A 13,411-nucleotide genomic window follows, 5' to 3' on the forward strand; every position below is an offset into this window, starting at 1 on the left:
CTTGTGCAGCCGTTTTCATTGCGCGGCAAGCGCACGCACAGCTGCGGCGACCTCATCCGCCACGCCGCCCCAATTGCCGCGCTCCCGCTGGCGAAACAGCCGCATGCCTGGATACCAGGCGCTGCGATCGGGCTGCAGCCCCCAGCGCCACTCGCCTTCCAGCCGCAGCATCAGCAATACCGGCATGCCCAGCGCGCCAGCCAGGTGGGCCACCGCGCTGTCTACGCTGATCACGAGATCGAGATTGGCCAGCAGCGCCGCCGTATCGCCCCAATCCTTCAACGGCAAGATCTGAAGATTGTGCAGCGTATCGGCGTATTGCCGGTCAGGCATCGAAACCGACTGCTGCAGGGAGATGAAATCGGCCTCGGCATCCAGCACCGGCTTCAACTGCGCCAAGGCCAGGTCGCGCGTATGGTTGACGGCGCCATATTGCCGTCCGGCCCAGACGATGCCGATGCGTGGACGCCGCAACGAGCTGCCGCGTTTGCCCAGCCGCGCCGCCCAGTCCGCCACACGTACCGGATCTGCCGTCAGATGCGGCTTCAGCGAGCCTTGCGCCGGATCCGGCCGGTCCAGCAGCAGCGGCAGGCTGAGCAAAGGCGCATGCACGTCGTGGGGAGGCAGCGCCTTGTCGTTGTCGACGAAGCGGCATGCCGGAAAGGATGGCTGCAGCAGCGGCAGCAATTCCGGCGGCACGCAGACGATGACTTGTTCCGCCCGCTGCACCACGTCTGGAATATAGCGGGCGAATTGCAGCGAATCCCCCAGTCCCTGCTCGGCCCACAGCAGCACTGTCTTGCCGGCAAGCACCATCCCCGGTTGCCATTGCACGCTGGGGCTGCGCACGTCGGCACGGCGAATCCGTGCGATCGAGCGCCTTGCCTCATGCTCGCGCCAGCCTTCCTCGTAACGGCCTGCCATCAACAGCAAATGGCTGCGCGCCACACGCGCCTCGGCAAAGCCGGGATGCCGGGAGACGGCCTGTTCATAACACGACAGCGCATCGTCAAAACGCCCCATCTGGCGCAACACATTCCCGCGGTTGAACTGGATCAGCGCCATGTCGGCGCCGCTGTCGAGCGCCGCCTCGCTCTCGTAGCAGGCCAGCGCTTCCTCATGGCGATTAAGCCGGAGCAGGATATCGGCGTGCAGGTTGAGGACGGGGAAATCGGAGGGGATGGCGGCTACTGCCGGAGCAATCGCCTCAAGCGCCTGTTCCGGCAGCCCAAGCTTGAACAATGCCTCCGCCTTGCGGAGACTGGCCTGCAAGGATGGGGAGAGTAATAACTCGTGGTCGCATTGCCCGACCAGCGCATGCAAAGCCTGCGTGCGCGCGGCCTTGGCATCGGCCAGCACAGGACTAAGCGCCAGGCAAACCTCGTAACTGGCGACTGCGGCCTGAAAATATCCAGCCTGCTCCTGCAGGCGTCCGCGTTGCATCAGGAGGGGAATGAATTCCGGTTCGATGGTCAAGCCTGCCGCCACTTTTTCCAGGGCAGGCTCATGCATGCCGGCACCGCCTAGCGCGATGGCGTCACACATCAGGGACATCAACTGCTCCAGCCTGGCCGCATCCAAATTATTCATGCGGCCAGATTAGCACGGGGGCGGCATCCGCAAACCTCAGTAGTGAGGGCGTTACGCTGTCGTATCGATCAGATTGCCGGCACTCTTGCCGTCGGCCAGTTTGCTCTGCAAGCTTTGCAGAAAACTCGATAGCGACGTGCTGTCGCCGGACACGCCCAGCGAACTGAGCAAGCTGCCAAAGCTGCCTTCCAGTGAAGACAAGCTGCTGCCCGCGCTGGATGTGCCATCCGCCCCGTCGCTACCGCTGCTGCTGAGCTTGGAGATGAGACTCTTGAGATCGGCTTCAAGTCCGCCGCCCGGTGGCGGCGGATTGCCTGCCGGGGTATAGGAGGAGGCTGTCACCGTCGTCGCATCGGTCGCCGTATTGCTTCCATCCGAACTGGTATCGCTGCTCGGCGACGACTCACCGCTGCCTTGCGCATGCAGCGTCGCCATCAGTTGCTGCAGGAAGGCATCCAGCTTGGAGTCGACGCTGCCGGTACCGGCCGACGATGCGGACGTCAATGAATAGGCGCTGGTTGCACTGGTGGCAGCAGTATCGCTATCAAGGTCGATGCCCAGCGACTCCAGCACATCCTTGAGCGCACCCAGCAGGCCGCCTCCCTTGCCACCCCCATGCGGCGGCGGAGGTGGCGGCATATCCGTGCGCATGGAGGCGCTGGACGTGGCCGAACCGGTACCCGAAAGCCCGCTCAGGTCGGCGATGGTGTAATTGCTGCTCGATACGCTGCTGATAGCCATGATGACCCCCTTTTGTCTTTGCGATGCAGGCGCATCGCCCCCGTCGATATGGAAGAAGTATCGGCTAGCGCAGCATGTTAAGTTCGCGCCAATCCGGTAAAACGGAGTAAAGTTTTGTCAGGCGCGATCAGGAAGCTCATTTATCGCTGGAACTGCGGCGCTTTTTCCCGCCGGGACGATACCGCAATGGCAATATTCGCCTACTGGAATCCTTGCAATATTGAAACAAAGGAATCCGAACATCGGCCCCAAAAAATGTTCGCCATCGCTGGGTAAATGAATGTAAAGATGCAATTGTAAAGACGTTCTGAAACACTTCTGCAAAACCTTTTACGGCATATTAGCGACTGCCGACGCCCCGCGGCATTAATGCAGGGCAACTCAAGAATGGAATGCAGCAATGTCTAAAGTGCTTTTGATCGATGACGATGTTGAGCTTGTCGATATGCTCAAGGAATACCTCGAGCAGGAAAAATTTGAAGTCAATGTCGCCTATGACGGTGAAGCAGGCGCTGCCGAAGCCTTGACCGGCCAATACGCCATCGCCGTACTGGACGTGATGATGCCGCGCCTGAACGGGGTCGACACGCTGCGCCGCATCCGCGCCAAGAGCAGCATGCCGGTCGTGATGCTGACCGCCAAGGGCGACGATACCGACCGCATCATCGGCCTTGAACTGGGCGCTGACGATTACGTTCCCAAGCCCTGCACGCCCCGCGAAATCGCCGCGCGCATCCGCGCCATCCTGCGTCGCTCCACCGCCGAAAGTACCGAGCAATCGCCCTACTCCCCGCTGGCCGTCGGCGCCTTGTCGATGTGGCCGGAACAACGCCGCGCGACCTGGTCCGGCCGCCCGCTGGAACTGACCAGCAGCGAATTCAACCTGCTCGAGGTGCTGGCGCGCAACGCCGGCAAGCCGGTAAGCAAGCAGCATCTGTCCGAACAAGGTCTGGGCCGCCCGCTGGCGCGCTTCGACCGCAACATCGACGTGCATCTCTCCAGCATCCGCCAGAAGATCGCCGCATTGGGCAGCGACAAGAGCTGCATCCAGACCGTCTACCGACTGGGCTATCAGTTCATCAAGGAATAAAGTGGGTCGGTTATTCTGGAAATTCTTCTTCTTCATTGCGATCGCCCAGATCACCGCCACCTTCGGCGTGGGCGTGCTGTTCTGGATCGAGAACCTGGAACGCAATAGCCACAGCTCCGAAATCGACCTCAGCCCCCCGGCCTCCTTCATGATCCGCTCGGCCGCCGCAACCTTGCAGTTCGGCGGCGCGGAAGCCTTGCGCAGCCTGATCAACGAAGGCCGCGAGCACCGCCTGAAGCTGTATGCGGTGGATGAAAACATGAAGGACCTGATGGGCCGCGAAGTCTCGCCCAAGCTGGTGGAAGAAGCGCGCGCCGTACTCAAGACGGAAAAAGGGCGGCGCGTAGTCGAACTGGTGAAGGCCGCCAATGGCCATAGCTACCTGCTATTCATTCCAGCTCCGCCCGAAGAATTCGTCGGCCCCGGCGGCCCCGGACCTGGCGGACGCGAGCCGCGCCGCATGCGCGACCGCGGGCCACAGCCGTTGTTCTTCCCCAGTATGCCGATCGTGGTGGCAATGGTGGCCAGCATGGTGTTCGCCCTGTTGCTGGCCTGGTATTTCTCCTACCCGATCCGCCACCTGAAAAACGCCTTTGCCCAGGCTGCTTCCGGCAACCTTGACCTGGAACTCGAACCTGTCATGAGTTCGCGCAGCGACGAGCTGGCCGACCTCGGGCGCGACTTCGACGCCATGACCGCCAAGCTGCGCACGCTGATGGAGAGCCAGCGCCGGCTGCTGCATGACGTCTCGCATGAATTGCGTTCGCCGATCGCGCGGCTGCAAGTCGCCATCGGCCTGGCCAGGGTGCAGGACAAGGACAAGCTGGAGATCACGCTGGAGCGCATCGAACGCGAAAGCGTACGCATGGACAAGCTGGTAGGCGAGCTGCTGACGCTGTCGCGGCTGGAAGCCAATGTGCCCGGCTCGATGGAAGAAAACATCGCGATCCAGCCCATGCTTGCCGACATGATCAACGACGCCAGCTTCGAGGCCAGCGCCAACGGCAAGCATATCGAGGGCCAGATCGATTGCCCGGTGGAGGTCAAGGGCAATCCGGAACTGCTCTATCGCGCTATCGAGAACGTGCTGCGCAACGCCATCAAGCACACCGCGCTCGATACCACCGTACAAATCCATACCCAGGTCGATGAAATCAACAAGCTGCTGCATCTCTCGATTCTTGACCGCGGCCCCGGCGTGCCGGAAGACGAACTGAACAGCATCTTCGAACTGTTCTTCCGCAGCAGCCGAACCAAGAGCAACAGCTCAGGCCATGGCCTGGGACTCTCCATCGCACGGCGCATCGTCGAAGCCCACAACGGTTTCATCCGCGCCGCCAATCGCAAGGACGGCGGCCTGCGTGTGGATATCACGCTGCCCTTCATGGCTGACGAACCAGCCAAGGGTCAGACGCTGGACGCCTGAACGCAGGCCCAAAGCTGGGTCCTGGCGTCCGCCAGGACGGCGCAAATTGAAATGCCCATGCCTCTTTGGAGGCATGGGCATTTTGCCTTTCAGGCGTTCTTGCGGCCCTACTTGGCCGGCTCAGGATCGGGCTTGTTGATGATGGCTGCCATCAGGCCTCGTTGCACCTCGACCTGGAAGGCTTGCAGCTCAGCCACGCCCTTTTCGGGCGGATAGGTGATTGGCAGATGGTTGAACAGCACGGCCCACGACCAGCCGTCTTCACGCGCCTGCAGGTAAGCATAAGTGCCCGTGGTCAGCGCACCGCTGTGCGAAAGGATGTTCACCCCATTCATCCTGGTGACTACCCAGCCCAGCCCATTGTTATTGTCCGGCATGGCGGAATTGCGTTGCATCATCAATGCCACCGTTTGCAGCTTGAGCAGCGCAGGCGACTTGCCGCGCCCCAGTGAGGCATCGGCAAACCGCACCAGGTCGCTCGCCGTCGCCGCCCAGCCGCCGTGCGCATCCATGGATTGGAGATGGAAACCGAAATACGACTCGGGGCCGGTGCCCCCGCTGCCATCCTGGTCGGGCACTGGCGGCCAGCGTGGATCGTCATAATAAACGGCCTCGTTGGCCACGCGCTGCACGCGCTTGTCTGCCGCGATCACCGCACTGACAGCACCTGCGGGCGCAAGCACCAGATCACGCACGGCCTGCTCATAAGGCTTGCCGCTCTTGTGCTCAATGATGCGGCCGAGGATGTTGTAACCGAAATTGCTGTAATTGACTTCGGTGCCGGGCGCCACGTCCAGCAAGCGGTGCTTCAGCATGTAGGCGATGACGGTGCGGGCCGAGGCCGGCGCCGGTACGTTCATCGTGCGGGCGATATTGACCAGATCGTATTGCGGATCGTAGTCGCTCGCGCCCCAGCCGCCGGTATGTTGCAACAATTCGCGCAACGTCACTTTCAGCACGCGCGGGTCGAGCGGCTCGGCGAATTCAGGATAGGCGGCATCAGGCAACAAGCCGTCCGGCCCGAATACCCGACGATCCAGCGCCTGCGGCAACTCATCCTCGAACAGCTTGAGTATTGCCACCGCAGTGATCGTCTTGGAGACGCTGGCGATGCGAAACACCGTCTGCGGCGTCGCCGGCGTATTGCTTTCAGTCACCGCCATGCCGTAGCCGCGCTGATAGACGAATTCCCCCTTGTAGGCAATGGCGATGCTGGCGCCGGGGATTGGGTACTGCCCCAGCAATTGCCCCATCTTCTCATCCACCCGCGCAGCCAGCGCAGCATCCTGCGACTGTGCATGGGCCGGCAGTGATGCGCCTCCGGCAATCAATGCAATGGACACGGCTGCCGGCAACAGGCGGCGGATACGGCTGAACATCGTGACTTCCTTCGTTGCAGGATTCCTGTTGGCCAATCTCCGCGATATCGAACCCGGCAGCCTCACTTCGGCTGGCTCTTGACCACTTGCAGCGCTGCAGCGATCAGTCCGCTCATGTCCGACAGGTTGGCCGGCACGATGATGGAATTGTTGGTCTTGGCCAACTGGCCGAAAGCCGCCACGTATTGCTCGGCCACCTTCAGGTTCACGGCATCCGATCCGCCCGGAGACTGGATCGCGGCCGCGGTCTTGCGGATCGCTTCGGCACTGGCTTCGGCAATCGCCAGGATCGCAGCGGCCTGCCCCTGGGCACGGTTGATCGATGCCTGCTTTTCACCTTCAGACCTGGCGATGGCAGCCTCACGCTCGCCGGTGGCGATGTTGATCTGCTCCTGCTTGCGGCCTTCGGAAGCGGCGATCAGCGCGCGCTTCTCGCGCTCGGCGGTAATCTGCGCCTGCATCGCGTGCAGGATTTCCTTGGGCGGGGTGAGATCCTTGATCTCATAACGCAGTACCTTCACCCCCCAGTTCTCGGCCGACTCGTCGATCGCGCTGACGATGGCGGTATTGATGTGGTCGCGCTCTTCGAAGGTCTTGTCCAGTTCCATCTTGCCGATCACCGAACGCAGTGTGGTCTGCGCCAGCTGCGTGATCGCCGCGATGTAATTGGACGAGCCGTAGGACGCGCGCATCGGGTCGGTGATCTGGAAATACAGGATGCCGTCCACCTGCAGCTGGGTGTTGTCCCTGGTGATGCAGACCTGCGGCGGCACGTCCAGCGGGATTTCCTTGAGAATGTGCTTGTAGGCCACGCGGTCGATGAACGGCACCACGATGTTCAGGCCCGGCGCCAGCGTGGCGTGGTATTTGCCCAGGCGCTCTACCACCCAGGCATGCTGTTGCGGGACCACCTTGACCGTCTGGATGACGAACACGATGGCAATAAAGAAAATAACCAGGGTTACGCTTCCCAGCATGGAGTTCTCCTTCAGTGGTTCAAAAATGGATCAGCGCGGCGCGACGATGAGCCGGCTGCCGCGGATTTCGCGGATGACATATGTACCAGGCAAAGGGTGATGCCCGGCTTCCAGTTCCACATCCCATTGGGCGCCGCGGTAAGGCACGCGCGCCACCTGGAGATCACCGTGCGCAGTCCAGGCCGCGACTTCCACGGTCTGGCCGATGTCGAGGATGACGTTCGGGTCGGCATTGGCATTACCTTTGCGCAGGCGGCCGAAACGGCTGCGGCGCAACAGCAGCACCGCGACGATACCCACCACGGCCGCCGCCAGCAATTGCCATTCGAGCAGCGCGCCGCCCAGCGCGACTACACCGCCGGCAGCCAGGCCGAGTGCGATCATCAGCAGATAAAAGGTTCCGGAGAACAGTTCGGCGGCGATCAGTGCGCCCGCTGCCACGAACCAGATAGCCCAGTCGGTCATGTGCGTTTCCTTCATGAAGATGCGCCGGTTTTACCTTTGAACAGATTCTCAGGCAAAGGCGGCATTAGTCTACCCCACAATAGTGCGCGCAAAAACAAAGGCGCGGACATTTCTGTCCGCGCCTTCATGTTCGCCTGGTATTCAAGGCATGCCGGCAGCGGTCAACGCCGCCGGCTGCGCTTCTTACTTCTTGCCGGCCAGCGCCTGCCAGGTGTCGATGACCGTGTCCGGGTTCAGTGAGATCGACTCGATGCCCTGGTCCATCAGCCACTGCGCAAAGTCAGGATGGTCCGAAGGGCCCTGGCCGCAGATGCCGACGTACTTGCCCTTCTCGCGGCAAGTCGAGATCACCTTGGTCAGCAGGGCCTGCAGAGCCGGATCGCGCTCGTCGAAGTCGGCCGCCAGCAATTCCATGCCGGAGTCGCGGTCCAGGCCCAGGGTCAGTTGGGTCAGGTCGTTGGAGCCGATCGAGAAGCCGTCGAAGTGCTCCAGGAACTGTTCGGCCAGGATGGCGTTGGACGGTACTTCGCACATCATGATCACGCGCAGGCCATTTTCGCCGCGCTTCAATCCGTTCTTGCCGAGCAGGCCGATGACCTTCTCCGCCTGGCCCAGGGTACGTACGAACGGCACCATGATCTCGACGTTGGTCAGGCCCATGTCGTTACGCACGCGCTTCATGGCCTGGCATTCCATTTCGAATGCTTCGGCAAAGTCCGCTGCCAGGTAGCGGGCGGCGCCGCGGAAACCCAGCATCGGGTTTTCCTCGTCCGGTTCGTAGCGCGAACCGCCGATCAGCTTCTTGTACTCGTTCGACTTGAAGTCGGACAGGCGCACGATCACGGTCTTGGGCCAGAACGCGGCAGCGATGGTGGCGATGCCTTCGGCCAGCTTGTCGACGTAGAAGGCCTTGGGCGAGGCATGGCCGCGTGCCACCGATTCCACCGCCTTCTTCAGGTCGGCATCGATGTTCGGGTATTCCAGGATCGCCCTCGGATGCACGCCGATGTTGTTGTTGATGATGAATTCCAGGCGCGCCAAACCGACACCGCCATTGGGGATCGACTGGAAGTCGAACGCCAGTTGCGGGTTGCCCACGTTCATCATCACCTTCAGCGGGATCTCGGGCAATTCGCCGCGCGCCACTTCGGTGACTTCGGTTTCCAGCAGGCCGTCATAGATCTTGCCTTCGTCGCCTTCGGCGCAGGACACGGTCACCAGCGTGCCGTCCTTCAGCACATCGGTGGCGTCGCCGCAGCCGACCACGGCCGGCACACCCAGTTCACGGGCGATGATCGCCGCGTGGCAGGTACGGCCGCCGCGGTTGGTGACGATGGCCGCAGCGCGCTTCATCACCGGCTCCCAGTTGGGGTCGGTCATGTCGGCGACCAGCACGTCGCCGGGTTGCACACGTTCCATCTCGGCCGGGTCGCTGATCACACGCACCGGACCGGCGCCGATCTTCTGGCCAATCGCGCGGCCGGTAGCCAGCACCGTGCCCGAACCCTTGAGTTTGAAGCGTTGCTGGGCATCGGTCGCCTTTTGCTGCGACTTCACGGTTTCCGGGCGGGCCTGCAGGATGTACAGCTTGCCGTCGCGGCCGTCCTTGCCCCATTCGATGTCCATCGGGCGGCCATAGTGCTTCTCGATGATGGTGGCGTACTTGGCCAGCTCGACCACTTCGGCGTCGTCCAGCGAATAGCGGTTGCGCAGCTCGACCGGCACGTCGACGGTCTTGACCGAACGGCCAGCCTTGGCTTCGCCGGTGAATTCCATCTTGATCAGCTTGGAGCCGAGGTTGCGGCGGATCACCGGCTGCTTGCCCAGTTCCAGCATCGGCTTGTGGACGTAGTACTCATCCGGGTTGACGGCGCCCTGCACCACGGTTTCGCCCAGGCCATAGCTGGAAGTGATGAAGACCACATCCTTGAAGCCCGATTCGGTGTCGATGGTGAACATCACGCCAGCCGCGCCCACATCCGAACGCACCATGCGCTGCACGCCGGCCGACAGCGCCACTTCGGCGTGGGTGAAGCCCTTGTGCACGCGGTACGAAATCGCGCGGTCGTTATACAGGGAGGCGAATACGTGCTTCATCGCTTCCAGCACGTTGTCGATGCCGACGACGTTGAGGAAGGTTTCTTGCTGGCCTGCAAAGGATGCGTCCGGCAAGTCTTCCGCAGTGGCGGAAGAACGCACGGCGAACGACATCTCGCTGGTGGAGTCGGCCACCAGCTTGTCGTAGAAGGAACGGATCTCCTGATCCAAGCGCGGCTGGAATGGGGTATCGACAATCCATTGGCGGATTTCGGCGCCGGCTTGCGCCAGTGAACGCACGTCATCGATATCCAGTCCTTCCAGGCGCGTGGCGATACGCTTGGCCAGTGTCGGGCCACCGTCGGCGCTGTGCTCGAGGAAATCGCGGAAGGCTTGCGCAGTGGTGGCAAAACCGCCCGGCACGCGAACGCCTGCGCCGGCCAGCTGGCTGATCATTTCACCCAGCGATGCGTTTTTGCCGCCGACGGACTCAACGTCCGTCATGCGAAGAGTTTCAAACGAGGCTACGTATACAGCCCCCTGGGTATTTGCTGCGTTGGACATGACAACCCCTAGCTTGATGATAAGAAATCTTCGCGGGCGCAGCATGCGTCTGTTGATTTTTGTTATTCTGCGACGACGGCGGCAACAGTAGCGGCATGAGAGACGAACCCAGGGACCAGAAGAAACGCGCGCACGCACCGAGGACGTTTGCCAATGCAAACATCGCAAGATACTCGGTCAAATTACGCACGCGATGGATGGTCATTCAGGATGGGCTGCTCGATCAGTTGCCAGGCATTGTACCGCGTGAAACCATTTTTGTTCATCGCAGCACCCTTTTTTTATCTTTATTTCTGACAACATTATGCTCGATCCCATGCCCCTCCCGCGCACTGCGCCGGCCGTTGCAGCCAACCGTACTGTGTTCTTCGTTTCCGACGGCACCGGGATCACTGCTGAAACACTCGGGCATTCAGTACTGAGCCAGTTCGAGCTGCGCTTCAAGCAAGTACGCCTGCCCTTCATCGATACCGTGGACAAGGCCCACGACGCCACACGCAAGATCAATGAAGCATCCCAGGTCGACGGCAAGCTGCCCATCGTCTTTTCGACCCTGGTGAAATCGGAACTGTCGGCCGTGATCCGCAACGCCAAGGCCATGCATATGGACCTGTTCCAGACCTTTGTCGAACCGCTGGAGCAGGAGCTGGGGCTGAAATCCACCCACACCATCGGCCGCAGCCACAACACTGCCGATTCGGAGGAATACAAGAACCGCATCGAAGCCATCAACTTCTCGCTGGCGCATGATGACGGCCAGTCCAACAAGAACCTCTCGGAAGCGGATGTGGTCCTGGTAGGCGTGTCGCGCTCGGGCAAGACGCCGACCAGCCTCTATCTGGCGATGCAGTTCGGCATCAAGGCGGCCAACTATCCGCTGATCCCGGAAGACTTCGAACGCGAGAAGCTCCCCAGCGGCCTGGTGGTACACAAGAAAAAGATCTTCGGCCTGACCATTGCACCGGAACGCCTGGCCGAGGTGCGCAATGAACGCCGTCCCGGCAGCAAATACGCCGCGCTGGAAAATTGCCGCTATGAAATCAATGAGGCGGAGAAGATGATGCGCCGCGAAGGCATCCGCTGGATGTCGTCGACTGCGAAGTCGATTGAAGAGATCGCTGCAACGATCCTGCAGGAAATCAAGCCGGAACCCCGCTGACAAGAATGGTGTGCAGCGGCGTTCGGCATGCGGCCAAAAGGCATGTCAGCGCCGCTGATACTCCGTCAGCAGGCGTGAATGCTTCTTCGGGCCGCGAATGAAGGTTTCCATGGTGAAGTGCCCTTCGCCATGCAATGTGTAGGCGGCCGTATAGCAATCCGGCCCGCAAATATGCTCGGCCGCCGGCGCCAGGAAATTTCCCTTCAGCACATACTGCTGGTACGGCACGCCCACGCGCTCGCCATCGGCAAAGAAGACCTGCACTTGCTCCTCGCCGAACAGGTACTCGAATGCACGGGTAAATGGAATGGGCCGGCCCGGCAGCTGCAACGGCAGCATGTGCAAGGCACCGTGCTCGCGGTAGAGCAGCTTGCCCTCTACCTCCGTCGCCATGAATGCACACTCGCCCTCGGCTTGAGCCTGAGGCGCGTCCTGCGCGCCCCAGACCGTGCGCTTGAAACACCAGTCGCCACGAAAAAAGCCGAACAGGCTGTGGCTATCGTCTGGGAGTGAATCCATGTCCTTGCAACGTGCGCACTGCGCCGTTCAGTCGCCGGCAGTGCGTTGGCGCACTTGCTCGAAGAAGCACACGGCCGCCGCAGCGGCCACATTCAGCGACTCCATTTCCCCCAGGTGCGGAATCACCACTTCCTGCGAGGCCATCTCCATCAGATGCGGTGACACGCCCTGCCCTTCATGGCCGAACAGCCAGGCGACCTCGCCGGCCAGATCGCACTGGTAAATGGTCTGGGCCGCATGCGAACTGGTCGCCAGGACCGGGATCCGGCTGCCTGCGCACAAACGCTCAAGGTCGGCGCTCTCGTAGATATCCAGCACGAAGTGCGCCCCCATGCCCGCCCGCAGGACTTTGGGCGACCATGCGGCGGCGGTGCCGGCCGTGCAGAATATCTGGCCGATGCCGGCGGCAGCAGCACTGCGCAGCACGGAGCCAAGGTTGCCCGGATCCTGCAAGCCATCCAGCAGCACCGCCGACTTTTCCAGCACCTGCGGCTCCTTGGGATTGGGCGTGGCGACCAGCAACAGCAGCCCGACGCCGTTTTCCACCTGGCTGACCGCGCCATAGAGGTTATCGCTCAGGACCAGGCATTGCGCCCGGCTACGTTCGCATTCGGCGAGGATGGGGGCGACTTCCGGATGATGCTGCGCGCTTTCCGCCACCACGCATAGTTGCGGCGCCCCCCGATGCTGCAGCCAGGCTTGCGCCAGATGCACCCCATCCAGCAGCGTCTGCCCGGCGCGTCGGCGCGCCTGGCTGCTGGCGGCCAATTGCTTGAGCTCCTTGTACAGCGGGTTGTCTTTGGAGGTGATGAGTTTCATGCTGGCGGCCTCAACCTCACGCTTGCGTCGACAGCAAAGCCTTGACCGGGGCATAAGAGCGGCGATGCACCGGCGAGACGCCGTGCAGGCGCAGGCGTTCCAGATGCAAGGTGGTCGGATAGCCTTTGTGGCGGTCGAAGCCGTAATGCGGATAAGTATCGTGCAACACCATCAGCGCCGCATCGCGCGCGGTCTTGGCGAGGATGGAGGCTGCCGAAATCGCCGGCACCTTATCGTCGCCTTTGACGATGGCTTCGCAGCGGATACTCATGACCGGGCAACGGTTGCCGTCGATCAGCGCCAGCGTGGGCAGCGTGGCGAGGCTTTCGACCGCGCGTCGCATGGCCAGCATGCTGGCGTGCAAGATATTGAGTTCATCGATTTCCTGCTCGTTGCAGGAAGCGATGGCCCAGGCGACGGCGTTGGCCTTGATTTCCAGCGCCAGGCTGTCGCGTGCGGCTTCGGAGAGCTTCTTGGAATCGCGCAATCCCTGGATCGGGCGTGCCGGATCGAGGATCACGGCAGCCGCGAACACCGGCCCGGCCAGCGGGCCGCGGCCGGCCTCGTCAACACCGCACATGATCTCGCCGGTGTAATCGAACAGGGACAACGTCTGGGGCGCCGCTTTGGGCATGATGGTCTTCT

The 13,411-nt window shown here is 61.8% G+C and carries 12 protein-coding genes; 3 read left to right on the forward strand and 9 right to left on the reverse strand.

The features are described from left to right. Nucleotides 1–15: 15 nt before the first annotated feature. A complete protein-coding gene (locus tag AKL28_RS04545; RefSeq protein WP_231602337.1) occupies nucleotides 16–1,554 on the reverse strand; it encodes a tetratricopeptide repeat protein in 1,539 nt (512 codons plus the stop codon). An 87-nt stretch (nucleotides 1,555–1,641) separates the two neighbouring features. Further along, nucleotides 1,642–2,331: a hypothetical protein gene (locus tag AKL28_RS04550; protein WP_050466872.1), complete on the reverse strand. Its 690-nt coding sequence runs from the start codon at nucleotides 2,329–2,331 to the stop codon at nucleotides 1,642–1,644. Between the two features lie 400 nt (nucleotides 2,332–2,731). Between AKL28_RS04550 and AKL28_RS04555 the strand changes: the two genes are divergently transcribed. Then, entirely contained in the window at nucleotides 2,732–3,421 is a 690-nt protein-coding gene (locus AKL28_RS04555; protein WP_050466873.1) for a response regulator transcription factor, read from the forward strand. Between the two features lies 1 nt (nucleotide 3,422). Further along, nucleotides 3,423–4,847, forward strand: coding sequence for an ATP-binding protein (locus tag AKL28_RS04560; RefSeq protein WP_050466874.1), 1,425 nt, complete (start codon nucleotides 3,423–3,425; stop codon nucleotides 4,845–4,847). A gap of 107 nt (nucleotides 4,848–4,954) precedes the next feature. Here the strand turns inward: AKL28_RS04560 and AKL28_RS04565 are convergent, their stop codons facing one another. From AKL28_RS04565 to ppsA, 4 genes are all read right to left on the reverse strand, one after another. Beyond that, on the reverse strand, nucleotides 4,955–6,226 hold the full coding sequence (locus AKL28_RS04565; RefSeq protein WP_050466875.1) for a serine hydrolase domain-containing protein: 1,272 nt from the start codon (nucleotides 6,224–6,226) through the stop codon (nucleotides 4,955–4,957). 62 nt (nucleotides 6,227–6,288) lie between these two features. Beyond that, nucleotides 6,289–7,203 (reverse strand): SPFH domain-containing protein, encoded by a 915-nt coding sequence (locus AKL28_RS04570; RefSeq protein WP_050466876.1) that lies wholly within the window; start codon nucleotides 7,201–7,203, stop codon nucleotides 6,289–6,291. 30 nt (nucleotides 7,204–7,233) lie between these two features. Next, nucleotides 7,234–7,668, reverse strand: coding sequence for an NfeD family protein (locus AKL28_RS04575; protein WP_050466947.1), 435 nt, complete (start codon nucleotides 7,666–7,668; stop codon nucleotides 7,234–7,236). 183 nt (nucleotides 7,669–7,851) lie between these two features. After that, a complete protein-coding gene (gene ppsA / locus AKL28_RS04580; protein WP_050466877.1) occupies nucleotides 7,852–10,209 on the reverse strand; it encodes a phosphoenolpyruvate synthase in 2,358 nt (785 codons plus the stop codon). A 364-nt stretch (nucleotides 10,210–10,573) separates the two neighbouring features. On the opposite strand from ppsA, the gene ppsR reads away from it, so the two are divergent. Next, the gene (gene ppsR / locus AKL28_RS04585; RefSeq protein ID WP_050466878.1) at nucleotides 10,574–11,428 is read left to right on the forward strand and encodes a posphoenolpyruvate synthetase regulatory kinase/phosphorylase PpsR; all 855 of its coding nucleotides are present in this window, start codon (nucleotides 10,574–10,576) and stop codon (nucleotides 11,426–11,428) included. 45 nt (nucleotides 11,429–11,473) lie between these two features. Here the strand turns inward: ppsR and AKL28_RS04590 are convergent, their stop codons facing one another. From AKL28_RS04590 to rnhB, 3 genes are read right to left on the reverse strand one after another with little or no spacing between them, the layout of a single operon-like run. Further along, the gene (locus tag AKL28_RS04590; RefSeq protein WP_050466879.1) at nucleotides 11,474–11,947 is read right to left on the reverse strand and encodes a DUF6314 family protein; all 474 of its coding nucleotides are present in this window, start codon (nucleotides 11,945–11,947) and stop codon (nucleotides 11,474–11,476) included. Nucleotides 11,948–11,974: 27 nt separating this feature from the next. Continuing rightward, nucleotides 11,975–12,766 (reverse strand): TrmH family RNA methyltransferase, encoded by a 792-nt coding sequence (locus AKL28_RS04595; RefSeq protein ID WP_050466880.1) that lies wholly within the window; start codon nucleotides 12,764–12,766, stop codon nucleotides 11,975–11,977. A gap of 16 nt (nucleotides 12,767–12,782) precedes the next feature. Beyond that, nucleotides 12,783–13,400, reverse strand: a complete 618-nt coding sequence (rnhB, locus tag AKL28_RS04600; RefSeq protein WP_050466881.1) for a ribonuclease HII — start codon at nucleotides 13,398–13,400, stop codon at nucleotides 12,783–12,785. Nucleotides 13,401–13,411 lie beyond the last annotated feature (11 nt).

The organism is Herbaspirillum chlorophenolicum, from assembly GCF_001189955.1.
Classification (GTDB): domain Bacteria; phylum Pseudomonadota; class Gammaproteobacteria; order Burkholderiales; family Burkholderiaceae_D; genus Herbaspirillum; species Herbaspirillum chlorophenolicum.

Bases quoted from the DNA above. Each gene is read 5' to 3' on its own strand.
- AKL28_RS04545 (WP_231602337.1), bottom strand. From the start codon at position 1,554: ATGTCCCTGATGTGTGACGCCATCGCGCTAGGCGGTGCCGGCATGCAT.
- AKL28_RS04550 (WP_050466872.1), bottom strand. From the start codon at position 2,331: ATGGCTATCAGCAGCGTATCGAGCAGCAATTACACCATCGCCGACCTG.
- AKL28_RS04555 (WP_050466873.1), top strand. From the start codon at position 2,732: ATGTCTAAAGTGCTTTTGATCGATGACGATGTTGAGCTTGTCGATATG.
- AKL28_RS04565 (WP_050466875.1), bottom strand. From the start codon at position 6,226: ATGTTCAGCCGTATCCGCCGCCTGTTGCCGGCAGCCGTGTCCATTGCA.
- AKL28_RS04570 (WP_050466876.1), bottom strand. From the start codon at position 7,203: ATGCTGGGAAGCGTAACCCTGGTTATTTTCTTTATTGCCATCGTGTTC.
- AKL28_RS04575 (WP_050466947.1), bottom strand. From the start codon at position 7,668: ATGACCGACTGGGCTATCTGGTTCGTGGCAGCGGGCGCACTGATCGCC.
- ppsA (WP_050466877.1), bottom strand. From the start codon at position 10,209: ATGACGGACGTTGAGTCCGTCGGCGGCAAAAACGCATCGCTGGGTGAA.
- ppsR (WP_050466878.1), top strand. From the start codon at position 10,574: ATGCTCGATCCCATGCCCCTCCCGCGCACTGCGCCGGCCGTTGCAGCC.
- AKL28_RS04590 (WP_050466879.1), bottom strand. From the start codon at position 11,947: ATGGATTCACTCCCAGACGATAGCCACAGCCTGTTCGGCTTTTTTCGT.
- AKL28_RS04595 (WP_050466880.1), bottom strand. From the start codon at position 12,766: ATGAAACTCATCACCTCCAAAGACAACCCGCTGTACAAGGAGCTCAAG.
- rnhB (WP_050466881.1), bottom strand. From the start codon at position 13,400: ATGCCCAAAGCGGCGCCCCAGACGTTGTCCCTGTTCGATTACACCGGC.